Source organism: Salmonella enterica subsp. diarizonae, assembly GCF_008692785.1.
Classification (GTDB): Bacteria; Pseudomonadota; Gammaproteobacteria; order Enterobacterales; family Enterobacteriaceae; genus Salmonella; species Salmonella diarizonae.
The window spans coordinates 74,207-97,687 of sequence record NZ_VXJV01000003.1 but is presented as its reverse complement, the minus strand read 5'-3'; the positions used below and the strand labels follow the sequence as shown (position 1 = coordinate 97,687).

The 23,481-nt window shown below is 54.1% G+C and carries 22 protein-coding genes and 2 pseudogenes; 7 read left to right on the top strand and 17 right to left on the bottom strand.

Annotated features, from left to right (window positions below; all coding sequences use genetic code 11):
• The first annotated feature begins 2 nt into the window (after nt 1-2).
• Entirely contained in the window at nt 3-2,084 is a 2,082-nt protein-coding gene (gene recG, locus F4V72_RS07425) for an ATP-dependent DNA helicase RecG (protein WP_136057936.1), read from the top strand.
• 35 nt (nt 2,085-2,119) lie between these two features.
• Here recG and gltS read toward each other — a convergent pair whose 3' ends face one another.
• Nucleotides 2,120-3,325 (bottom strand): sodium/glutamate symporter, encoded by a 1,206-nt coding sequence (gene gltS / locus F4V72_RS07420; protein ID WP_079823639.1) that lies wholly within the window; start codon nt 3,323-3,325, stop codon nt 2,120-2,122.
• Nucleotides 3,326-3,552: 227 nt separating this feature from the next.
• On the opposite strand from gltS, the gene xanP reads away from it, so the two are divergent.
• Both xanP and F4V72_RS07410 read left to right on the top strand, forming a co-directional pair.
• Nucleotides 3,553-4,944, top strand: a complete 1,392-nt coding sequence (gene xanP / locus F4V72_RS07415) for a xanthine/proton symporter XanP (protein ID WP_053509297.1) — start codon at nt 3,553-3,555, stop codon at nt 4,942-4,944.
• 120 nt (nt 4,945-5,064) lie between these two features.
• Nucleotides 5,065-6,774: an AsmA family protein gene (locus F4V72_RS07410; protein WP_136057935.1), complete on the top strand. Its 1,710-nt coding sequence runs from the start codon at nt 5,065-5,067 to the stop codon at nt 6,772-6,774.
• 102 nt (nt 6,775-6,876) lie between these two features.
• Here F4V72_RS07410 and yicI read toward each other — a convergent pair whose 3' ends face one another.
• From yicI to F4V72_RS07390, 4 genes are all read right to left on the bottom strand, one after another.
• Nucleotides 6,877-9,165 (bottom strand): alpha-xylosidase, encoded by a 2,289-nt coding sequence (gene yicI / locus F4V72_RS07405; protein WP_136057934.1) that lies wholly within the window; start codon nt 9,163-9,165, stop codon nt 6,877-6,879.
• A gap of 48 nt (nt 9,166-9,213) precedes the next feature.
• Nucleotides 9,214-9,633, bottom strand: coding sequence for a hypothetical protein (locus F4V72_RS07400; RefSeq protein ID WP_136057933.1), 420 nt, complete (start codon nt 9,631-9,633; stop codon nt 9,214-9,216).
• A gap of 22 nt (nt 9,634-9,655) precedes the next feature.
• Nucleotides 9,656-10,684: a DNA-methyltransferase gene (locus tag F4V72_RS07395; RefSeq protein ID WP_136057932.1), complete on the bottom strand. Its 1,029-nt coding sequence runs from the start codon at nt 10,682-10,684 to the stop codon at nt 9,656-9,658.
• Between the two features lie 198 nt (nt 10,685-10,882).
• A complete protein-coding gene (locus F4V72_RS07390; protein ID WP_136057931.1) occupies nt 10,883-11,440 on the bottom strand; it encodes a recombinase family protein in 558 nt (185 codons plus the stop codon).
• A 67-nt stretch (nt 11,441-11,507) separates the two neighbouring features.
• On the opposite strand from F4V72_RS07390, the pseudogene F4V72_RS24660 reads away from it, so the two are divergent.
• The 3 genes and pseudogenes from F4V72_RS24660 to F4V72_RS07380 form a co-directional block, all read left to right on the top strand.
• A pseudogene (locus tag F4V72_RS24660) lies at nt 11,508-11,684 on the top strand (gp53-like domain-containing protein); the annotation flags it as partial.
• Nucleotides 11,658-12,260 (top strand): hypothetical protein, encoded by a 603-nt coding sequence (locus tag F4V72_RS24110; RefSeq protein WP_394355427.1) that lies wholly within the window; start codon nt 11,658-11,660, stop codon nt 12,258-12,260. The pseudogene F4V72_RS24660 and the gene F4V72_RS24110, both read left to right, overlap by 27 nt.
• On the top strand, nt 12,260-12,961 hold the full coding sequence (locus tag F4V72_RS07380; RefSeq protein WP_150342437.1) for a DUF4376 domain-containing protein: 702 nt from the start codon (nt 12,260-12,262) through the stop codon (nt 12,959-12,961). Before F4V72_RS24110 ends, F4V72_RS07380 begins: the two co-directional genes overlap by 1 nt.
• A 41-nt stretch (nt 12,962-13,002) precedes the next feature.
• Here the strand turns inward: F4V72_RS07380 and F4V72_RS07375 are convergent, their stop codons facing one another.
• The 11 genes and pseudogenes from F4V72_RS07375 to F4V72_RS07330 form a co-directional block, all read right to left on the bottom strand.
• Nucleotides 13,003-13,353: a DUF4376 domain-containing protein gene (locus F4V72_RS07375; RefSeq protein WP_282958702.1), complete on the bottom strand. Its 351-nt coding sequence runs from the start codon at nt 13,351-13,353 to the stop codon at nt 13,003-13,005.
• A 3-nt stretch (nt 13,354-13,356) separates the two neighbouring features.
• Nucleotides 13,357-13,581 (bottom strand): annotated as a pseudogene (locus F4V72_RS24235) (tail fiber assembly protein); the annotation flags it as partial.
• 13 nt (nt 13,582-13,594) lie between these two features.
• The gene (locus F4V72_RS24385; RefSeq protein WP_170245754.1) at nt 13,595-14,167 is read right to left on the bottom strand and encodes a gp53-like domain-containing protein; all 573 of its coding nucleotides are present in this window, start codon (nt 14,165-14,167) and stop codon (nt 13,595-13,597) included.
• A 1,124-nt stretch (nt 14,168-15,291) separates the two neighbouring features.
• Nucleotides 15,292-15,864 carry a phage tail protein I gene (locus tag F4V72_RS07365; RefSeq protein ID WP_136057929.1) on the bottom strand — a complete coding sequence of 191 codons (573 nt, stop codon included), beginning with the start codon at nt 15,862-15,864 and terminating at the stop codon, nt 15,292-15,294.
• Nucleotides 15,857-16,966: a baseplate assembly protein gene (locus F4V72_RS07360; protein WP_136057928.1), complete on the bottom strand. Its 1,110-nt coding sequence runs from the start codon at nt 16,964-16,966 to the stop codon at nt 15,857-15,859. The genes F4V72_RS07365 and F4V72_RS07360 overlap by 8 nt, the downstream gene beginning before the upstream one ends.
• Nucleotides 16,957-17,319, bottom strand: a complete 363-nt coding sequence (locus F4V72_RS07355) for a GPW/gp25 family protein (protein WP_136057927.1) — start codon at nt 17,317-17,319, stop codon at nt 16,957-16,959. Before F4V72_RS07355 ends, F4V72_RS07360 begins: the two co-directional genes overlap by 10 nt.
• 103 nt (nt 17,320-17,422) lie before the next feature.
• Nucleotides 17,423-18,157 (bottom strand): phage baseplate assembly protein V, encoded by a 735-nt coding sequence (locus F4V72_RS07350; RefSeq protein ID WP_136057926.1) that lies wholly within the window; start codon nt 18,155-18,157, stop codon nt 17,423-17,425.
• The gene (locus F4V72_RS07345) at nt 18,154-19,317 is read right to left on the bottom strand and encodes a phage late control D family protein (RefSeq protein WP_136057925.1); all 1,164 of its coding nucleotides are present in this window, start codon (nt 19,315-19,317) and stop codon (nt 18,154-18,156) included. Before F4V72_RS07345 ends, F4V72_RS07350 begins: the two co-directional genes overlap by 4 nt.
• Nucleotides 19,305-19,529 (bottom strand): tail protein X, encoded by a 225-nt coding sequence (locus F4V72_RS07340; protein ID WP_136057924.1) that lies wholly within the window; start codon nt 19,527-19,529, stop codon nt 19,305-19,307. The genes F4V72_RS07345 and F4V72_RS07340 overlap by 13 nt, the downstream gene beginning before the upstream one ends.
• A 3-nt stretch (nt 19,530-19,532) precedes the next feature.
• A complete protein-coding gene (locus F4V72_RS07335) occupies nt 19,533-20,423 on the bottom strand; it encodes a phage tail protein (protein ID WP_136057923.1) in 891 nt (296 codons plus the stop codon).
• 10 nt (nt 20,424-20,433) lie between these two features.
• Entirely contained in the window at nt 20,434-23,058 is a 2,625-nt protein-coding gene (locus tag F4V72_RS07330; RefSeq protein ID WP_136057922.1) for a phage tail tape measure protein, read from the bottom strand.
• Between the two features lie 44 nt (nt 23,059-23,102).
• Between F4V72_RS07330 and F4V72_RS07325 the strand changes: the two genes are divergently transcribed.
• Nucleotides 23,103-23,369 (top strand): hypothetical protein, encoded by a 267-nt coding sequence (locus F4V72_RS07325; RefSeq protein WP_136057921.1) that lies wholly within the window; start codon nt 23,103-23,105, stop codon nt 23,367-23,369.
• Here F4V72_RS07325 and F4V72_RS24095 read toward each other — a convergent pair.
• Nucleotides 23,344-23,463: a GpE family phage tail protein gene (locus F4V72_RS24095; RefSeq protein ID WP_170245749.1), complete on the bottom strand. Its 120-nt coding sequence runs from the start codon at nt 23,461-23,463 to the stop codon at nt 23,344-23,346. The two genes, F4V72_RS07325 and F4V72_RS24095, sit on opposite strands and share 26 nt — an antisense overlap.
• Nucleotides 23,464-23,481 lie beyond the last annotated feature (18 nt).

Sequence of the window (23,481 nt, the reverse complement as noted above, 5' to 3'; positions counted from 1 at the left end):
CCATGTCAGGCCGCTTGCTAGACGCTGTTCCGCTTAATTCCCTGACAGGCGTAGGCGCAGCGCAAAGCAGCAAACTGGCCAAAATCGGCCTGCATACCGTCCAGGATTTGCTATTACACCTTCCCCTGCGTTACGAAGACCGTACCCATCTCTACCCGATTGGCGAACTGCTGCCTGGCATCTACGCCACCGTTGAAGGTGAAGTGCTGAACTGTAACGTCACTTTCGGCGGTCGTCGAATGATGACCTGCCAGATTAGCGACGGTTCCGGCATTCTTACCATGCGTTTTTTCAATTTTAACGCGGCGATGAAAAACAGCCTGGCGACGGGGCGGCGCGTACTGGCCTACGGGGAAGCGAAGCGCGGCAAGTATGGCGCAGAGATGATCCACCCTGAATATCGCCTGCAGGGCGATCTCAGCACGCCGGAGCTTCAGGAAACGCTCACCCCCGTCTATCCGACCACCGAGGGCGTGAAGCAAGCGACACTGCGCAAGCTTACCGATCAGGCGCTGGAGTTGCTCGACACCTGCGCCATTGCCGAACTACTGCCGCCGGAACTGGCGCAGGGGATGATGAGTCTGCCGGAGGCGCTACGTACCTTGCATCGCCCGCCGCCGACGCTCCAGCTCGCCGATTTAGAAACCGGCAAACACCCGGCTCAACGACGGCTTATTCTTGAAGAGCTACTGGCGCACAATCTTAGTATGCTGGCGCTTCGCGCAGGCGCGCAGCGCTATCACGCTCAGCCGCTAAGTACAAACGATACCTTAAAACAGCAACTATTAGCGTCGTTGCCGTTTAAACCCACAGGCGCTCAGGCGCGGGTGGTGGCAGAGATCGAACGTGATATGGCGCTCGATGTGCCGATGATGCGTCTGGTTCAGGGCGACGTGGGTTCCGGTAAAACGCTGGTTGCCGCACTGGCTGCGCTACGCGCCATCGCTCATGGCAAGCAGGTGGCGCTGATGGCGCCGACTGAACTGCTGGCTGAACAGCACGCAAATAATTTCCGCAACTGGTTCGAACCGTTGGGCGTTGAAGTGGGTTGGCTGGCCGGTAAGCAAAAAGGTAAAGCGCGTCAGGCGCAGCAAGAGGCTATTGCCAGCGGTCAGGTGCAGATGATTGTCGGCACCCACGCCATTTTTCAGGAGCAGGTGCAGTTTAACGGGCTGGCGCTGGTGATTATCGATGAGCAGCACCGCTTTGGCGTCCACCAGCGGCTGGCATTGTGGGAAAAAGGCCAGCAGCAGGGCTTTCATCCGCATCAGTTGATTATGACCGCAACGCCCATTCCGCGCACCCTGGCGATGACTGCCTACGCCGATCTCGATACCTCGGTGATTGACGAGCTCCCGCCGGGCCGTACCCCTGTCACTACCGTTGCTATTCCGGATACCCGTCGCCATGAAATCATTGATCGTGTGCGCAACGCCTGCACAACCGAAGGCCGTCAGGCCTACTGGGTATGTACGCTGATTGAAGAGTCCGACCTGCTGGAAGCGCAGGCGGCGGAAGCCACCTGGGAGGAACTCAAGCTGGCGTTACCGGAGTTGAATATTGGCCTGGTACACGGCCGCATGAAGCCCGCCGAAAAACAGGCGGTGATGCAGGCCTTTAAGCAGGGTGAACTGCATCTGCTGGTCGCCACTACGGTGATTGAGGTGGGGGTCGATGTTCCTAACGCCAGCCTGATGATTATTGAAAACCCTGAGCGACTGGGCCTGGCGCAATTACACCAGCTCAGAGGGCGCGTTGGCCGTGGCGCGGTCGCATCGCACTGCGTGCTGCTCTATAAATCGCCGTTGTCGAAAACGGCGCAGAAGCGTTTACAGGTATTGCGCGACAGCAACGACGGCTTTGTGATTGCGCAAAAAGATTTGGAAATACGCGGCCCGGGGGAATTACTGGGCACCCGCCAGACGGGTAACGCCGAATTTAAAGTAGCTGATTTGCTGCGCGATCAGGCCATTATTCCCGAAGTTCAGCGTATTGCCCGTCATATTCATGAACGTTATCCGCAGCAGGCGGCGGCGCTGATTGAGCGCTGGATGCCGGAAACTGAACGCTATTCTAACGCCTAGTGAGCACGGCGGCTTAAATGCCGCCGTACAAACCATTATTGCGCGAAAATAGGTAACAGCAGATACAGCTTAATCACCAGCGCATTGACGATATCGATAAAAAACGCGCCGACCATCGGCACGACCAGGAACGCCATATGCGAGGGGCCAAAACGGTCGGTAATCGCCTGCATATTGGCAATGGCGGTCGGCGTTGCGCCCAGGCCAAAACCGCAATGTCCCGCCGCCAGCACCGCCGCATCGTAGTTTTTCCCCATCATGCGCCAGGTGACAAAGATCGCGTATAGCGCCATGAAGATGGTCTGTACCACCAGAATCGCCAGCATCGGCAGCGCCAGCGACGCCAGTTCCCACAGCTTCAGGCTCATCAGCGCCATTGCCAGGAATAGCGACAAACTCACGTTCCCCAGCACCGAAACAGCACGCTCAAATACGCGATAAAAGCCCACCAGCGCCAGACCATTGCTGAGGATCACCCCAACAAAAAGCACGCAAACGAAGACCGGCAGTTCAAGCACCGTTCCCGCCAGTAGCTGCGCTACGATTTTGCCCACCGTCAGACAGATAGCAATCAGGGCGATGGTTTCGATTAGCACCAGAGAAGTGATCATACGACCCACGTCCGGCTTTTCAAAGGCCGTCGGCACGGCCTGATCGTCAGGCATTCCATCCGGCGTGGTGGAGTGTTTTACCAGATAACGCGCTACCGGGCCGCCAATCAACCCACCCAGTACCAGGCCAAAGGTCGCACAAGCCATCGCAACTTCGGTGGCGTTGGCAAAACCATAACGTTCGATAAACAGCTTACTCCACGCCGCGCCGGTACCGTGCCCGCCGGACAGCGTAATCGATCCGGCAATCAGCCCCATTAACGGGTCCAACCCCAGCAGACTCGCCATGCCGATACCGATGGCATTCTGCATCAGCAGTAATCCGACCACGACGATCAGGAAGACGCCAACGACGCGTCCCCCCTTCCGCAGGCTGGCAAGGTTGGCGTTAAGGCCGATCGTCGCGAAAAACGCCAGCATCAGCGGATCGCGTAGGGTCATATCAAAGTTGACCTCCCAACCGACGCTTTTTTTCAGCACCAGCAGCGCAATAGCGACCAGTAACCCACCCGCCACCGGTTCCGGAATCGTATATTTCTTCAGTAAGGAGACAGACTGGACCAGCTTGCGACCCAGTAGCAGCACCAGCGTGGCGGCGACAAGGGTCGATAAGGTATCGAGTTCAAACATTTAAAGCTCCTGTAGTGCGCTGTGACATGTGCGCACAAATCATTTCCTGAGTCAGTTTTTTAGCTCTTTGCGAGTCGTCGGCATGGATTTTAAGCAGAAAAAGGCAAAAAGTTATATAAAAAGGTGCATTTATCTTTTTTAAATATTAAGAATATTCGCTCGCAATCGTTTGCTTTTACCAGCCGGTCAGATAAAATCACCGCTTTTCCACCACGAGAATGTCCCTGATGTCCGTTAACGCCATCGAGTCGGCAGATGCGCAACCGGTTGCGCAGACGCAAAACAGCGAATTGATTTACCGCCTTGAAGATCGCCCGCCGCTCCCTCAAACCCTTTTTGCCGCTTGTCAGCATCTGCTGGCCATGTTTGTCGCGGTAATCACGCCAGCGCTATTAATCTGCCAGGCGTTGGGTTTACCGGCGCAGGATACGCAGCACATTATCAGCATGTCGCTGTTCGCCTCCGGCGTAGCCTCTATTATTCAAATTAAAGCGTGGGGGCCGGTAGGATCGGGGCTGTTATCCATCCAGGGAACCAGTTTTAACTTTGTCGCTCCACTGATTATGGGCGGTACCGCGCTGAAAACCGGCGGCGCGGACGTCCCGACGATGATGGCGGCGCTGTTCGGCACGCTGATGCTGGCAAGCTGCACCGAGATGGTGCTTTCACGCATTCTACATCTGGCACGCCGGATTATCACGCCGTTAGTCTCCGGCGTAGTGGTGATGATTATTGGCCTGTCACTGATTCAGGTGGGGCTAACCTCCATCGGCGGCGGCTATGCCGCCATGAGCGACAACACCTTTGGCGCACCGAAAAACTTGTTGCTGGCCGGCGTCGTCCTGGCCATTATCATCCTGCTGAATCGGCAGCGTAATCCCTACCTGCGCGTGGCTTCTTTGGTTATCGCCATGGCGGCAGGCTATCTTTTGGCCTGGTTTATGGGCATGTTGCCTGAAAACAACGCGCCGATTTCACAGGACATCATCATGGTGCCGACTCCGCTGTATTATGGTCTGGGCATTGACTGGAACCTGCTACTGCCGTTGATGCTGGTCTTTATGATTACCTCGCTGGAGACCATCGGCGACATCACCGCCACGTCTGATGTCTCCGAGCAGCCGGTATCCGGCCCCTTGTACATGAAGCGGCTAAAAGGCGGCGTACTGGCTAACGGCCTGAACTCCTTTGTTTCAGCGGTATTTAATACGTTTCCGAATTCCTGTTTCGGTCAGAACAACGGCGTAATTCAGTTGACCGGCGTCGCCAGTCGCTATGTGGGATTTGTCGTCGCGCTGATGCTGATTGTGCTCGGCCTGTTCCCGGCGGTAAGCGGTTTTGTGCAGCATATCCCGGAACCGGTGCTCGGCGGCGCCACGTTAGTAATGTTTGGCACCATTGCCGCCTCCGGGGTGCGTATTGTCTCGCGTGAGCCGCTGAACCGCCGCGCGATTCTGATTATCGCCCTATCGCTGGCCGTGGGTCTTGGCGTCTCGCAACAGCCGCAGATCCTGCAGTTCGCGCCGGAATGGGTGAAAAATCTGCTCTCATCCGGAATTGCCGCTGGCGGCATCACGGCCATCGTTCTGAACCTGATTCTCCCGCCGGAAAAACCGTAAAAACCCTGCGGCGGCGACCCGATTCGCCGCCGCTGTAACGCTCTTTCACCATTCCTGTCTTGAGGATTGCACGCAAATCGTGCATAAATCCCCTATGTGCATTTCACGGGATGGAAGACCATGAAATTGATTGGGAGGTTGCTTCTCTACGTGCTGATCGCCTGTTTAGTGGTGATTTTCGGCTTTTATTTTCTGCTGCAAACGCGCTGGGGCGCAGATCACGTCAGCAACTGGGTATCAGAGAACAGCGGTTATCACCTCACATTCGACGTGATGGATCATCGTTTTTCCGCCCCATCCCATCTTTTACTGGAGAATGTGACCTTTGGTCGTGATGGTCAGCCTGCTACCCTGGTCGCGAAAACCGTAGATATCGGTCTGAGCATTCGCCAGTTAACCGAGCCGCTGCATGTCGACACGATTCTGTTACAGGACGGCACGCTGAATATTTCAGTGCAAACCGCGCCTTTCCCGTTTGAGGCCGACCGCCTGCAACTTCGCAATATGGCGCTCAATAGTCCCGGCAGCGAATGGCGGTTGAGCGCCCAGCGCGTTAACGGCGGCATTATGCCCTGGCGCCCCGAAGCCGGTCAGATATTAGGCAATAAAGCCCAGATTCAACTGAGTGCCGGTTCGCTGACGTTAAACGACGTTCCCGCCACTAATGTGCTTATTGAAGGCAGTATCGATCATAATCAGGTGATGTTAAACACCGTCGGCGCCGATATGGCGCGCGGAGCGTTGACTGGCGTCGCCCGGCGTAATGCTGACGGTAGTTGGGTCGTTGAAAATCTGCGGCTGAATGATATTCGGTTACAAAGCGATAAATCCCTGAGCGAGTTTTTCGCGCCGCTTACTACGGTTCCATCTTTGCAGATTGGTCGACTTGAAGTGACGGACGCCAGCCTGCAAGGGCCAGACTGGGCAGTCACCGATCTTGACCTGAGTTTGCGCAATCTGACTCTGCGCAAAGAAGACTGGCAAAGTCAGGAAGGTAAATTATCGATGAACGCCAGCGAGTTTATTTACGGCTCGCTGCACTTTCTCGATCCGATCCTGAACGCCGAATTTTCACCACAGGGCGTTGCGCTACGCCAGTTCACCACCCGCTGGGAAGGCGGTATGGTCAGAACTTCCGGCGCCTGGTTACGCGAGGGCAAAGCGCTTATTCTGGACGATACCGCTATCGCCGGGCTGGAGTATACGCTACCGGAAAACTGGAAGCAGTTATGGATGAAGCCGTTGCCTGACTGGTTGAACAGCCTGACGCTGAAAAAATTCAGCGCCAGTCGCAACCTGGTGATCGATATCGACCCGGCCTTCCCGTGGCAAATCACCGCCCTGGACGGCTACGGCGCGAACCTGGAACTGGTACAACATCATCAATGGGGCGTCTGGAGTGGTAATGCGACTCTAAACGCCGCAGCGGCAACCTTTAACCGCGTGGACGTGCGCCGCCCGTCGCTGTCGTTGACGGCCAATGCCAGCACGGTCAATATCAGCGATCTGAGCGCATTTACTGGAAAAGGGATACTGGAAGCCACTGCCAGCGTATCGCAACTTCCGCAGCGTCAGACGCAAATCAGCCTGAACGGACGCGGCGTACCAATGGATGTGCTACAGCAGTGGGGCTGGCCGGCATTACCGATTGCTGGTGATGGCAATATTCAGCTCACGGCCAGCGGCAATATTCAGGCCGATGTGCCGTTGAAGCGGACGGTAAACGGGCAATTACACGCGGTCAACGCACAAAAGCAGCAGATAACGCAGACGATGCAAGCGGGCGTGGTGTCCGGCGGGGAAGTTACGTCAACGGAGCCAGCGCTGTAATTGAGGGCTTGCCCGGTGGCGGTGGCGCTTACCGGGCTTACGGTTCTGGCACATTTGTAGGCCGGATAAGCGCAGCTCACAGCGCCATCCGGCGATTCAAATTTAAAGCGTAATCACCACCTCATTTCCCTGCGGGGTGACCACTACGCCCAATTCACTTCCCGCATATGAACCGCATTTGGTACCGCTAATCTGCGTAATATTACGCAGACACAACGTCCAGTTGCGCGCCTCACCTTCGCCGCTCACCGTAATGGTATTGCCTGTGCGTTTCGCCTTCAGCATAAAGATTGTCGAACCATCCATAGCAGGGACTTCGCAGACCGCTTCGCAGCCGTCATCCAGATGGAACAACTGGAAGGCCGTACCCTCATGCCAGGCGTAATCGGGCTTCTGGCTATTGTTGCCCAGCGCCAGTAGTGTATTGTCACGCACGTATACTGGCAGGCTCAGGAAGCCATGCTGCTGTTTATGCCAGCGGCTGCCCTGCACTTCATCGTTGCGCCACAGGTGCGTCCAGCGGCCTTCTGGCAGGTAGAACTCCACGTCGCCCGCTTCACTAAATACCGGCGCTACCATGACCGCCTCTCCCAGCATGTACTGGCGATCAAGATAATCACACGCCGGATCGTCCGGGAACTCCAGCATCATCGCCCGCATCATTGGCGTACCGGCTTCGTTGGCGCGCGCCGCTTCCCGATACAGATACGGCATCATCCGGCACTTCTGTTCGGTGAAGAAGCGCACCACGTCACAGGACTCGTCGTCATAAGCCCACGGGACCCGGTAGGATTTGCTGCCGTGCAGGCGGCTGTGGCTGGAGAGCAGCCCGAATGCGCACCAACGCTTATAGACATGCGCCGGCGCGGTATTCTCGAACCCGCCGATATCGTGGCTCCAGAAGCCAAACCCTGACAGGCCGATGGAAAGCCCGCCGCGCAGGCTTTCCGCCATCGATTCGTAGTTGGCGTAACAGTCGCCGCCCCAGTGTACCGGGAACTGTTGCGCGCCCACCGAGGCGGAACGGGCAAACAGCACGGCGTTTTCAACGCCTACGGTTTCTTTCAACACGTTCCACACCAGTTCGTTGTAGATGTAGGCATAATGGTTATGCATTTTTTGCGGATCGGTGCCGTCGAACCACTGGACATCGGTCGGAATACGCTCGCCAAAGTCGGTTTTAAAGCAGTCGACGCCAATATCTACCAGGCCTTTCAGCTTGTTGACATACCACTCGCAGGCTTGCGGGTTGGTGAAGTCGTAAATCGCCAGTCCAGGCTGCCATTTAACCCACTGCCACAAGGAGCCATCCGGGCGTTTAAGCAAATACCCTTTCTCTTTCAGCTCCCTGAAAACAGGTGACTTTTGCCCAATATACGGGTTTATCCATACGCAGACTTTCAGCCCTTTCGCTTTCAGGCGGCGAATCATCCCTTTCGGATCGGGGAAAGTCACCGGGTCCCATTCAAAATCGCACCACTGAAAAGCTTTCATCCAGAAACAGTCGAAGTGGAAAACATGCAGCGGCAGATTGCGCTCGGCCATGCCGTCGATAAAGCGGTTGACCGTCGCTTCGTCGTAATTGGTGGTAAACGAAGTGGTCAGCCACAGACCAAACGACCAGGCGGGCGGCAGCGCCGGACGCCCCGTAAATTGGGTATAGCGGTTGAGTACCGCTTTTGGCGTCGGGCCGTCGATGACGAAGTATTCCAGATACTCGCTCTCGACGCTGAACTGGACTTTGGAGACTTTCTCGGAGCCAATTTCAAACGACACGCACTGCGGATGATTCACCAGCACGCCGTAACCACGATTGGTCAGATAAAATGGGATATTCTTGTATGATTGCTCGGTGCTGGTGCCGCCGTCGCGGTTCCAGGTATCCACCGTCTGACCGTTGCGCACCAGTGCGGTAAAACGCTCGCCAAGCCCGTAGACGGTTTCGCCCACGCCGAGATCCAGACGCTCGAACATGTAGTTGCGCCCGCTGTTGGCGTCCTGCACATAGCCGTTATTTTTCAACTGGCTGCCGGTGATACGTACCCCGTTGCGCAGAAAATCCAGTGACCAGAACTCGCCTTTGGTGACGCGCACGCTCAGGCTGCCGCTCTTGAGTTCGGCAAATTCGGCGTTGTTCTGCATCTCCACGTTGATATCCTGCAAAACATTGAGCGGATAATGTGGACCATTATCCAAAGCGCCCTGGAAGTGTTCCATCCGTACACCTATCACTCCCTCCTGCGGCGAGGAAAAGCGCAGGGTAAACAACGGGGTATCCAGTTGCCAGGTTCGTTCGCGGACATCGCGCGGCGCGGCATAGACCACCATCTCATTCCCCTGTTGTTCAACGTCGAACACCTGATGATGCGCCGCGCGATAAATGCGGCCCATCCGCGCGATAAATGAAGGTTGTTTTTTCTTTCAAATACTGCAAATTAATTACAGTGATTTTGCGGCTTTTGCTTGTTTGGTGTTTATTCCGCCTTTCCTGACATAAGGTTCCGCGAACCGAAATACCTTATCCAGTAGATAACAATAGGTCTCATTACTGCCTTCCGGGTTAATCTCCACTCCGCACAGGTTGCATACCCTGAAAGCCACATGAGCACATTCATGAACCAGTACCTCAAGTTGCCCAGTAAACACGCCCAGCATAATCGTCACCTGACCTGTCTTTGTGCACTCTATCAGGCGGACACAACCAGCAAGACTACTGACATCGATCGGCTCAATACTCATGGCTTCATATGCCTGTTCCCACTCATTACAGGATGTGCACAGGTAAATATTAGCGCACTCGAACAACGGAACCAGCAATGAGGGAAGCTCCGGCCATTTAACCTTTTTAACTTTTGCCATGTTTATAGTTCCCTTAAACCTTTCACCTAAAGGATGGTTGGTGCAGTGACCGTGATGAAAGACTGCGGGCCGGACAACTGGCTTTATCAAGGCGTGTTTTCGCAATATCAAAGTAACGTTGCTCTTTTTCGATACCGATAAAGCGACGACCTGTGTTGATGCAGGCAACGCCCGTTGAACCGCTTCCCATCGTGAAATCCAGCACCATATCGCCGGGGTTGCTGTAGGTCTGAATCAGGTCTTCCAGTAACGCTACCGGCTTCTGGGTTGGGTGATATTTTTCCCTGTCGCGGGCATATTTCAGAATGTTGGGTTTATGCCGTTTGCCTGGTGGCAGATTGAAAACGCGTTGCGGCAACTTAATTTCGTCGTACGCCAGAAAACCCGGCATAGCGGTCAGGTTGTAGGCGACGGTCAGTTGCTCGTAGGTGCTGCGTGTGGGTAGCGAGAACTGAATAGTGTCACTTCTTAAAAAGTGATCGGCTCCCCGGTGTCCAAGCGTGCGATTTACCCGTGCCTTTGTCGCCCTGGTAAATGCCTTTACCCTGCGGGAGTATTCACGCATCGGATGATTAAGGTTCAGTTCGTACTTTTTGAAAAATACCAGCACGTCCTCAAAATATGATGTGGGGGCGTTTTTGGCTTGCAGTGGGTTGCCGAAGTGCTCCTTCTCCCACACCATGCGGTAACTGAACGGCATATTGCTATGCGCCTGCGTTATCAGGCGGCTTGTGTAGGGTTCCTGGGCAAACAATACCAGTGCGCCGTTAACCCTGAGTACACGTTCGCACGCGGCAAGCAGCACTACGGGATCGATAGCTTCATCCCACTGCGTGGTTGCAGCGCTCCATGTGTCCAGGCTAGCACCCTTCATCGTGCCATAAGGTGGATCGCACACGATAAGGTCAACGCTGCCGGGTTCAAGTGTCGGCATGACGTCAAGGCAGTCGCCGTGGTGGAGTATATTAATCAGGGAAGTTAACACAATTATGCCTTTAACACGAAGATCACGTACCTGAGCGGGTGGGTTAAAACCACTGTAAATAGTCATAATGCCTCACCGGATAGTTACAATGGCGCCATCGACATACACCGTGCGAAGCTACCATCCGTGACTTGAGTCCAGTCATTACCAATCGTGATTTGAGTGCTTTCATTACGTGGCATCGGATATTCACCTTCATCAATAAATAATCGGCATCGTATAAGTAATCAGATGGCCCGAGTATTAAAGCCCTTTAAAAACAATTCAGGAGTGGTTAATGGGGGTGAATTTGTAGATTGTGGAGAGTGATACATCGTAGATAATGGCTAGCTGTTTTCGTGAATAGCCGTTTTTAATGAGTCGGTTTAATTGCGCTATTTCGTCTTGTGACAGTGCCGGACGTCGGCCACCAATGCGACCCTGTGCGCGTGCAGCGGCGAGACCGGCATTTGTTCGTTCTACTATGAGTTCGCGCTCCATCTCAGCCAGGGCGCTCATGACGTGGAAGAAAAAGCGGCCCATTGAGGTACTGGTGTCGATGCTGTCGGTCAGACTTTGGAAGTGGACGCCGCGTTCGTGCAGTTCTGAGATAAGAGCAACCAGGTTCTTGACGCTGCGGCCTAATCTGTCCAATTTCCAGACAACGAGCGTATCGCCTGTTTGAAGGCGCTTTAAAGCGCGTTTTAATCCGGGGCGATTGGCCTTTGTACCACTCATTTTATCATCGAAAATCTGTTCACATTCTGCGCAAACGAGAGCATTGCGTTGTAAATCGGTGTTCTGGTCATTTGTTGACACACGGATATAGCCAATTTTTGCCATTTCTGAACCTTCTTAAATCTGTTGTAGGTGCGGGGAAATAGCATTTTTATCGCTATGAGGTGTCAGGCAAAACGTCGGTTTAAAAGAAACCCTGAATCCGACAAAACGCGTCAGTATCGGTAGCGTAGGAACCGGCGCTTTTGATGGCAGCACACCGTGTATAAATATCGGCGACAGTGACAGTGGATTTATCGGCAGTGCGGATGGTGTGATTGATATTTATGCTGATAATCAGCGCGTAGGTCGTTTCGGCCTAAGAGCTTTTGAACTATTCAGAACCCTGATACTGAAAGATACAGCTAACGCAGTTGGTGCTGATACTAATTTTAGCACGCTGCTCAATGCTTATGACGCGACGGGTTATATCCGCTGGGCGTGGGGGCCATATAAGAATGGATGGGATATTCATTCCTACGACCAGAAAGGAGCGTGGAGAAGCAATCCTCTTCATATTGACTATCAAACCAATGAAATATTTACCCCTTATAGGCTTCATGTCGCTGGAGCAATAGTGGCTACTGACGGAAATATCTACGGCACTCTATGGGGTGGCTGGCTGAATACCTGGCTTGATAACCAGTTCGGCGCCCGCGACAACAACATCAACGTTCGTGCGACGATTGACTGGGTAAATCAGAACTTTGTTAAGGATGTACGCATGGGCGCGAATCAGTCAGCAGTGTGGGGAGCTAATGGCGGTACGGTACCAGCAGGCTATGTTCTTACTGGTGGGGATTTTAATGATAACGCCGAATACCCGGTTTATGCACCCGTGCAAAAAAATATTAATGGCATTTGGTATAATGCAGGGAGAGTGTAATGATGATATTAAAAAATATAAGCAGAGGATCTCCCAAAACCCCTGAACAGGCGGATTTGGCGAACAAGCACAAGGTTGTTTTTATGTTTTCGCAAGATGGGCAGGACTGGTACGAATGCCAGAAACTGTTTTCACCTGACACAATAAAAGTGGCATATGACAACCAGGGTATTATCCGCTGCATTTCAAAAGACGTATCGGCGATTAATCCAGAAGGGTTTAGCGTCGCCGAAGTCCCCAATACTACCGCTAACCGCCGTGCGGATATTTCCGGTCGTTGGGGATTTGATGGCACAAATATTATTGACCTGATAACCCCCGAAAAAGCCCGTGAGCAGAAAACCCGCGAGATAGACGCATGGCGCAACAGCCAGGAAAACGCAAATTACGTATTTCAGTTTAACAATCACAACTGGGACTACGGCAAAGCCACGCAGGAGCGCCTTACGCTATCGGTACAGATGGCAAAAGCCAACAAGTTACCGGACGGTTTTATCTGGACGGACGCCGATAATAATGACATACCGATGACGTCTGGCGAGCTGATTAACCTCAGTGACGCAATCGACCAGGCGATGTTTACTATGGGGCTAAAAATCCACATGCGACAACGGGAAATGAAAGAGGAAATCGACAAGCTGACTAATGTAAAGGCAATTCTGGATTATAAAATCGGTTGGCCGGATACCCCAACAAAATAACATCTAAATAATAATGCCCGGCAATCCGGGCGTTGTTTTATTTAATTACCGCTATTATCAGGCCAGCCTACGGGATAATTTAAAATATCACTGACCTTAGTTAATTCGTCGATATCTTTCTTCATCTGCCGCTGGCGCTCATGGATTTTGAAGCCCTGTAGCACCATGTTCTGCTGCATTGCGGCTTCCAGCGCGGTGAGTTCGTCAGCGGTCATTGGCACATCGATGTTGTCGGCGTCTGTCCAGAAGAAGCCGGGCGGGAGTGCGCCGGATTTAGCCACGGCAACAACGGGCGCAAGGCGGGCCTGTGAGGCTTTGCCGCAGTCCCATTTGTGGTCGTTAAGGGTGAAAATAATGCTGCTGTTTTCCTGGCTGTTGCGCCAGGTGTTTATCTCAGCGTGTTTTTGTTTACGTGCGTCTTCCAGTGACTGGTCGGGGTAATCAACCAGTACGGGGCCGTCTTTTCTGTGTTCGATATATTTTCCTTCCGCCTGACCCTGCATTAATTCATGATACCGCTCATCGGTCAGGGAAATTAAATCACCAGGGTAATCGCCTGATTCCGTTTCAGGTTGGTAGAAAAAACCTTTTTCTTTAAAGCTGTAATAGTAATCGCTCATTACGCTCATTAATTTATCTCCCAATCGCAAACCAGGCTACAGGGTAAGCCCCTGTGCCAGCGCCGTTTGACGCTTTGGTGGCGGCAAAAAACTGACTGTTATTTACGGGATACCCAAATGCGTTATCTACCAAAGCCCCTTGTGAACTGGTGTTGGTAACAAACACAGCAAAGCAGGCAGCAGGAAACGCGCGCGGGAAATTGTAGGTTCCGTTTGAACCACCAAGCGTTCCCCATTGCATTATAAACCCGGTGCTTTCATCACGAACCCAGCCAAAACTTCCCAGTCCGGCGGTGTTTTTACGGTTGTAATTGTTATTAAGGAAGTCATTCAGCCAGCCACCCCAGCGAGCGCCATTAACGTTGCCGTCAGATGCTATCTTTGAGCCACCAACGTACACGTAGTCGGGGGAATGAAAGGTACCATCTTTACCAAAAATGAAATCGCCGCCGCCATCCAGCCCGTTATTAATATGGATGCCGTCACCGTTTTTGTCTTTGTAGAAATAAGCGCGCGCCGAATCATCCGCATTCTGGATAACAAAATACGCCCGGCCGTCGCTGCGGAGTGCCAGGTTGCCGGTCATGACATCGCCGGTTTTCTGAACAGCATTTAAGGCTCGTTTTACAGCTTCCGTTAAACCGAGGTTTTCTACAGTCTGGTTTAGCTGTGTCCAGGTGAAGGCGGCATCTGCGGGAACGGTGTAACGCAGACCGATCCAGATGTCTCCGGTGCTACTCGTTGCCAGAATGCAACTGCCGTTCGCTGTATCGCGTTTCGCCAGCACCTCAATGAAAAAATAACCCGCTGCTGGCAGTACCGTTGCTGGTGCTTTGTTGCTGGCAAATCGGCGAGCGCCGGACGGCAGATTGCTCAGGTCGTCGGCTGAGGTTATCCACATGACGCCCTGCGCAGCGAGGCCGGTCTGGGTGTCGTCTACCGCTTTTTTGGTGGCTGCAAGCCCAACGTCTTCCGGCGTGGGCTTGTTCAGGGTGTTGAAGTCTCTGGCCCACTTGAATTTTGCTGTTGTGGTGGTGCCGTCATCAAATTTTGCGCCAGTCCAGCTTATTCCAGGGTTACTTATCTGTGTCAGCCTGATAACGCCCCCTTTTCTGTTGGGGCTGTTTGATGGGTTATCCAGCTTCCCCGCGACCTCAAGGTAATGCCAGTTTTCGTCTGGCAGTGGCCCGCCTGGTGTACTGTTTTTAGCGAGGGCCATATAACCGGCGGGCAGACTGGTCAGGTCATCTTCGCTGGATGGGCGGAGCTGGGGTAGTTTGCTGACGCCGGTGTTGGTGGACTCTACGTATTTTTTGACGTCAGCAAGGGTCAGGTTGGCCAGCGCCAATGGTATGCTCGGCAGGTCGGCAAGGTTGCGCTCTTTGGCAAGACGCGCGTTAGCATTGTCCATCGCTATTTTGACCGCTTTTGGCGTGGCGGCCATTGTTTCATCCATGCTGTTAACGGCGCTGTAGAGACGAACAAAGCCCTTAGCTGTCAGTGTGGCGTCAGGATGGTTACGGGATTTTTCGTGTTCAGCCAGGGCGTTATTTGCGTCTTCCAGACGCTTCTTTAGCCATTGCGTGCGGTTGGCCAGCTGCTTTTGCGGACGGTTGGAGATGCCATCCGGGCCACCTAATACAGGATCGGACGTCTCAATCTGATAGACATCTTCATCCCATTGTTCGAGTTCGGTCAGTTTACCCATAATCAGGCGCTCCCGTGATTGTAAGTCCCGTCATAGCGGGCGGTATTGTTGTAACGAACGGGCGCAGCCACAAAATCAAGGCTCGCCAGTTCACAACGTGCAGGCGCAAACGCTGCCAGCGTTTTACGCATCAGTCTGGCCTGATCGTTCGTAATCGCCTGACTCAGCTTGATGCGATACAGCGCCCAGTGCGTGTTGGTTGGCCACTTCATGGCGATAGCCGGATCAAGCCCGTCGCCACCCTCAATAATTTGCACCTCACCAAAACCCAGGCTGCGGATAACCTGGCGGACTGACCATGGCGTCCCCTTATAGCGAAACAGCTCGATGGCGTTTTTGATGAGTTCCCGTTTTGCTTCGTCAGACTCGGCAAGGCTCCAGCCATTATCTCCGGTCAGTGACAATTGCCCGGCAAGCCACGGCAAAGCAGTGGTTTCGGTCATATCAATGAGATAAACCAGAAGCGGCGTCAGGCTGATACCGGAGAAACGCGTTTCAGCAAGCCTAGCCAGCGTGGAAAAACGTTTATCACCAGCAAGCGGGGGGGCCAGCGGCAGATTGTTATTCTCAGCCATGTACTTTTCCTCCTGGCGTCAGACGAATCGCGAGACAGTGCGCCCACTGCGTTTCAGTCAGGATTTGTTCTGTCAGCGCGTCCAGACTCACTTTGTAAACACCCGGAACAGAAAGTGCTGCGGATATCTGGCTGGGAATAATGTCCCGGCCAAGGCGGGATGACTGAGCGGATTCCCACTCAGTAATGGCGCTTTGCGCCTGCGTCAGTACCGTTTTTTCATCCTGGTTGTCATACACCATCAGCGTGGCGTTGATGGAGTACGTCACCTCATCCGGGATGCTGGTGATGACAGTATCGGTAAGGGGGCGCACCTTCTCGTCAGAACAAATCCCGTCGACCGCATCCAGAAGGGTTTGATCCGGCAGTCCATATGACATTAGCGGCGTCAGTTTTACCGTGCCTGGCTGTGGGCGCGTGACGGCCACATCAACAATATCCTGATGTGCTGACATGGCATGAAAACGATACGCCCCCTTTGAGCCTGCGTTACTGAACGACTCCGGGGCCAGAATAATACGTTCGCGAAGGTGATCGTCGCTTTCAGCATCCGCACCGCCAGCGCTGGGCGCGATGGCCACAACCTGCAAATCCGCGCCATCAATATCATCCAGCAGGTTGCTGATTTGAGCGGGCTGCCAGCCGTTACCGGCAATGCCTGCGTCGGTACAGGTTGCATGAACCTGAACACTGAGTGACCCCGCCTGCAATAATACGTCGCTGTCGGTTGCAAAAATAACGCTGTCGGTGGCGCTGACGCGCGTTCCTGCCGGGATGAGGATGTTGGCTGCAGGCGCTTCATCAACACTGAATCTCAGTGTGGCCAGCGCCGGAACAGCGGGCAGACGAAACACCCCGACCAGATGGCCGAGATAATCAATCATTGGCGCGCGGGCTTTGGCCACCAGATTCTGCCCGGCCACATCCTGGATAATGGTGCGGACCAGCGATTCACGGTAAACCACCATGTTGATGAGCAGCATCTCATCATCAGCGGGATAGAGTTTTTTACCGGACTCTTTTTCGTACCAGTCAATAACCTCGCGCAGAATGACTTCCGGGCGGGTTTCCAGAAAGACCGGTTCAGCCAGTGCTAGCGCCATTTGACCTCCGTATATTCCTCACCGCCACTTTGCAACTGCCAGCTCACGCGCAGTGTGACGTGTTCGCCCGCGATAACCGGCTTTACACGCACATTCCGGCAGCGCGGCTCCCACCGACGAATGGCATCGACAGACTCGCGGATGACGTTTGGCACCGCGCGGGGAACCGGCCAGTCGAGGTAAAGGTAAGCATCGCTGCCAAACTCCGGTCGCAGCGGGTCGCTGCCTTTCGGCGTCGACAAAATGGTACGGATGCACTGCGCGACACAAGCAGCACCAGTTACCCGACCATCGCGGCCCAGTGCGGGTTGCCACCACAGCGGCTGTGATTGTGAAGAACTGTTCGTATTCATGCCGACAGTGTCGGACGTGAGGATGAGTGGAAGTATTAAAGCGCTTTAAATACTAAGCAAAAACGACGTTGCCCCGCATAACGCAGGGCAACAGTGAAAATAGTTATGAGGACGGCGGACCGGTGGGCGCGCCGTTGTGACCTTTCGGGTGCTCGTGGCGTTTCAGTGACGTACCACCTGCAGAAACATCATCCGTTGCCGACAGACTGCCGGTGATGGTGGCCGCAGCACCTCCCTTACCACCGGAAATCGCCATACCACCCTGACCGGTAATACTCCCTTTAACCAGCAGATCGCCTTTTATTGTCGTATTGCCGGTCACTTCGGTTTCTGGTGAATTTACCGTGGCTTTTTGGGTTTTGATGGTCGCTGAATTTGCGGCATCGATGAGGGCGTCCTGCGTCTTAACCGTGGCGCGGTTTTGGGCGATAACGGTAACCTGCGTGTCGGTCTGCAGGGTGATATCACTGTGGGTGGTGATGGTTAACGTCTTTATCGCACCACCGATGGCCATCGCGTTATTTTTGCGATCGTATTCAACAAAAGTCCCGTCAGCAAAGTCGGTACGGCGCTTGTCCGGGTCGCTGATGACCGGCGTATCCTGACTGGAATATACCGCGCCGAGAATAACCCCCTCGACGCCGTCAGGGGTCATCAGTACCTTTACCTGCTCGCCGACGTCGGGCATGCAGTAATCCTTATTTTTGTAAGTATTGTTCTGCATAACATCCAGCCACCAGGTGCGAAGGTTATCATGATCCGGCAGACGAACGCGGGCGCGAACCGTCTTTGGATCGATGGCGCTGACCGTGCCGGTCGCAAAGATCACACCGTTCATCGCGTCGAAATCCTCTTGTCAGCCTTAACCTCTTCTGTTGTGCCGTCTGCATGAAAGACGGTCAGGGTTCGGCCCTGTTTTTTACCCGCGCCTGCCTTATGTTTCAGACCGCGTGCAATATCAATATCGGTGGTCAGTCCGCAGCTGCGCGTAAGGGAATGACGGGCGCTGATAATCAGCCACTTGCCGTCAGATTGACCAAAACCGGATAAGGTGACGCTCGCTCCGGCGCGCAAAGACAAATCGCCATCACCAAGAGACAGTGTCCCGGCGTGCTTGTACTCGTTTTTACTGTCGAGCTTCGCCTTGCCTTTGGCGCGGGATTCAGCAGGATTTGACGCACGCTCGTAGGTGTTCAGCGTATCCGCACCGGCGCTTTCTTCGGGCAGGCGGAATGGAACCTGCACCTGCTTTCGTTTCTCCTGACGGGTATCTTGCGAACCATCCGCTTTGTAGGTCACAAGCGTACGCGTCTGGCTGTTCTGGTGCTTGTTCTTCCCGCCTTTATAGACCTCATGCAGGGTGTCACGCAGCGTCCAGCGGCTGATGTCCTGTGGCGTGATGGTACGGATGACCGGCGCATCCCGAAGTTTACCCAGGTGAGAAAATATCAGCTTCTGTGGGGTGACCTTGACCATATAGCCATAGTCCTGCGCCAGACGCTTCAGGAACGCCAGATCGGACTCGCCGTACTGGGTGATCCGCTCAAGGGTCAGCGGCTCAATCTGCCCCTCAAGCTTCAGCTTGTGCTTGCGGGCAATACGCCCGGCGATGGCCGCAAGCGTGGTGTTCTCAAAGCCCCGGTTTGACCTGGTGCGCATGGCGCGGGTAACCGGTGCCGAACGCCCCCGGATGCTGACGCTGTCAGGCGGGCCTGACAGCTCAATTTCATCAATGGAGAACCCGCCGCAGTCGGTCAGGGGCTTGCCCTTAAACCCAAGCTGCAGGGCGAGCGTGTCACCCATCCCCGGATACCACGCGTCCCGCCAGCGCTGCTCACTGTCTTCCAGCTCCACCTCCAGTTCGTCACTTTCTCCGCTCAGTTTGTCGGTAAAAGTGATGCTGGTCGCATACGCGGTAATGTCGTGCGTGATGTCCTTTAAATTATACCGCAGCACAAAGGCCGGTTCCGGCACCGGCAGCGTGTTCATCGCAGCCATGGCGGCAGCTCCTCAGTAACATCAACGGCGTCAATCACCGGAATAGCCAGACGCAGTCCGCCCGGCAGAACAGGTGTCACTGCGATATGTGGGTTGGCCAGCACAATACGGCTATAGCCCATTGGGTCGGCGTAATAACGCCAGGCAATGTGATCCCAGCGCTCCCCCTCGGTGGTGATGTGCTCCAGAAAAATACCGTTGTTATCGCTCATCGGTTACATGCTCCGGGTAATCATGCGGGAGGCAAGCTGGCTCAGGTATGATGAATTATCCGTCATCACGGCTGCTGCCTCGCCCACAGCACCGGCCACGCTGTCGAACGCACCGGAAAGGTTGGTGGGATGCTTCAGGTCAATACGCTTTAAGGTGTCAGCCCCTCCATCAATCAGGGAGACTATCTGGCTACCGGCGCGGGCCATTCTTGCCGCTTCAGGCAACTGCGCACTCAGTCCCGTCAGCGCCGGAAAGGCTTTTTCCAGTGGACCGGTGACGTTATTCAGGCTGGTTATCATGCCGGGAATACGGCTCACCGCCGCCACAGGGTTGTCCTTAAACTGACGGGCCACGCGCACCACGTTTGAGGCGGTACTCAGTGCAGACTGTGCCGTGCGCGCTGCCGTGACGGCGGTGTGCAACATGCCGGTAATACCGTTTGCCTGCTGCAGGGGCTTTGTGATTGCGCCGACACCGGATAATGCCGAACTGACGGCGAGTGGCTGAGGTGGATTATTCGGGTCCCCCGTAAACTCCCGCAACGTCAGCGTGACGGCCAGCGCCTGAATCTGACCGTCGGGTGTCGCAAGCGTGATGCTGCGTGTGGCATCGGTAATGACAAACCACCCCGGATACTCCGTACCAATAACCACCGCCAGCGCCTGATGCGCCAGTCGTGCGGCGTTAATCTGATTCCAGACGCTGGCAGGATCGCAGTAGTGAAAATGCAGCACGAAGCTCCAACTGTATTCATCCAGTTTGCCCCCGATATACTGCAAACCCGGCTTGCCGCTGATGCGGTCCAGTTCGGCAAAATCACTGCCATATGTCCCGTCGAGTTTGTCGGGAGAAATGCCGGTGTTAATCTCGATGTCACCCAGTAATGCAAACATTTTTCACCCCTTACGCATCAAAGCTGCGGCGCTCTTTGCGGCGCATGATTTCATCGAGCAGACGCTCAAGCTCCGGCAGGTTCTCTTTTAATGCCTGCTTTATCATGTCCGTGGTTAATGTGCCGGGCGTCGCTTCCTTTATATGTACTGACGGGGAATAGACCAGATGAATTGCCGGGGAGGATTCACCGCCGCCTGCGGTGGCACCACGCGGAATATCGGCAATAAACGGCACAGCGGGAATGCGTGGCGAACGCAGGCCATCGGGCATGATTTTAGCGGCCAGCCCCTTTGCGGCCTGCTGCGCTTTCCATGCCGTGTTGTTGATACCGAGCTGCAGACCTTCGACGATATAACCGCCGTATCCCATAAAGACGCGGGAGGGGCTTTGAATTTTATTTTCAGTGGTGAAGATATTCTTCAGACCATTACTGAATTTTTTGAATTTGTCTTTGGCTGATTTCCAGGTATCTTCAATGCCTTTTGTCAGGCCATCGATAATATTTTTGCCGAAGTCGGTAAAATTACCGGGCAGGTCAATACCAAACCATTTCATCACGCCGGAAAAGGCTTTGGTAAATAATCCCAGCGGCGACCAGTTAATAATTAATTCACCGATACCCAGCAGGCCACCATCAAATGCAGTCTGAATATCCTGCCAGCGGTCGGTAAAGAAGCCGGTAATGGATGACCAGATTTGCGTGCCGATATTTTCAATCCCCGTCCACAGGCGGGTAAAGAAACCTTTAATTGGCTCCCAGTAACGATAAATAAGGAAGGCGGCAACGGCAATACCGGTAATCAGCAGGCCTATGGGATTCATCATTAATGCCCGACCAATAAACAGAATGGCGCGACCGGCAACCATCAGACCACGCAGAAGACCACCACCCAGAACGCGACCGAGACGACCTGCGCCGGTAGCCAGACGGGAAGCCAGCGGCCCCAGACCACGCATTTTGCCCCACAGTGATTTAAAGCCGCGTCCTGTCCTCATCGTGAGGTTAAACAGCATCGAGGAGCTTTTGCCCAGCGTCCGGTATTCATGGGTCAACCGGACAATTGTTGCAACACCACGCAAACCTCCCCGGGCAAGACCGAACAACCAGCCAAGAGTGCTACTGTAAACGAGCTTGCTGATAAGCCAGCCCCCGCGCACTATCAGGAAATATTTACCGGCTGTGACGGCCAACCCCGCAAGCTGTTGCGTCAGCGCCTGATTGTTCTTCACCCAGTCAGTGACACTGGAAATCCAGCCTTTCAGCAGATCGATATTCTCACGTACCACCGGGGCCAGCGCTTCACCGAACGTTGAGGACAGAATACTCAGCTCGTTTTTAAGCTGCTTACCCTGCACGCCAAGCGTATCCGCCTTCTGGTCGTAAGCCATATTCAGATAATTGGGGTCGCCCTGGTTTTTAATGGTCTGCTTATTATTTTCGTAAGCCCCCCAGTTTTTCGACATGGCGTTAATAAACTTAATCTGTTCAGGCGAAGACACTATCTGGCCCAGACCAAAAGACTGTATTAATTGCTGCTGCGCAGCAGCGTCACCATTGAGTGCGCTAAATTTATTCATGAACTGGCCGTTACCCACTTCTTCAAGATAGCGCTGGGTAACGCGCAGCGAGGCTTCGAAATCCGACATACCGCCTTTCATGTAGTCGGCGCGCGAGCGGACGTAGTCGACACCCATAACATCAAAACGATGCTCCATCCTGCGACCGTCGCTGGTATCCATCCAGCCCTGAAGCCCGGAGACCACGTCCTCTTTATTACGCATCGTCAGGCGTGCAGCACCGAGGGAGGACATGATCTCGGTTATGGCCTCATCACCGGTAATGCCGCGCTTCTCGAAAGACTCCGCCAGTTTACCAAATGCCGGAGCCACATCCGGGAACTCAAAACCGACACGATTACCGCTGTCGGCAAGCAGATTGAAGGCGTGCGGGATTCCCTTATCATTGTCATAGCCGAGGTTATGGGTCAGCACATCGGCCACTTTCGCCGTATCCTGCGTCCCCATGTTATAGACGGTGGCCACCTTGCCGATAATATCGTTCAGTTTCGCGGCTTCCTTGCGGTTCCACCCTGCATCGACCAGATCGTCCGTGGCTTTTAAAAGCTCAGTGACGCTTTGTGAGGATTCGCGGGAAGCTGTCCGGGTGTCGGCCAGCAACTGACGCTCTTCAGCCCGGTCATAGTTACGTGCGCCCTGACTGGTTGAACGTACCAGTGCTTCTTCACCGGCATAAGTCGCTGTGGACTTATAAGCCAGCGCGCCAGCCGCCGTCACACCGCCAACAAGCCCCCGAAGCTCGGACATCACCTGCTGGCGTTTGAGCAGCATGGTGTTGACCTTCGCATCCCATTTCAGCAGCCGGGTGTGCTGATATTCGACGCGCTTCAGACTGTCACCGACACTGTCATAACTGCTGCGCAGACGGTCAGCGATGCCGGAACCAATCTGGCCATAGCGTTCTGAGGCGCGACTGAGGGCGTCCTGACGGGTTTTAAGGCGGGAGGTGGTGTCGGTGAGTTTACTCAGCGTACGTTGCGCTGTCCCCATCGCCGAGGTAAATGAACCGGAGACGGCAGCCCCGATAACGACACCTAATGAAAACGATGTGGACATAATATATACTCGGCGAATGGGTAAATAATAAAGGAGAGAGGACGATGTTTTTTGTTATTGGCGTTTATATTATTGCCGTGCTCTCCGCGTATGGTTATGTAGCCTGGTATGTCACCACTGAATTCGTTCTCTCAGGACAGATGGGAATCCTCGGTGGCATTGCTTTATTTATTATTGGCGGTCTGGCCGTTTTCTTTATTCAGGCAATGGTGACACCGCTGATGTATCCGCTGGCATATATTGCTGAAGGTATCTGGTGGCTGATGAAAAAAGCCTGGCACGGCATTATCCGTCGCCGTACTCACGCTTAATCTGCTCATTCGCCTCGTCGATATACTCCTCAAACTCATCCATCAGCAGCCGGTCAATCTCTCCCGGCTGCCAGCGAAACCAGCGGGCCAGCAACGCCGTCCCTTTTACCAG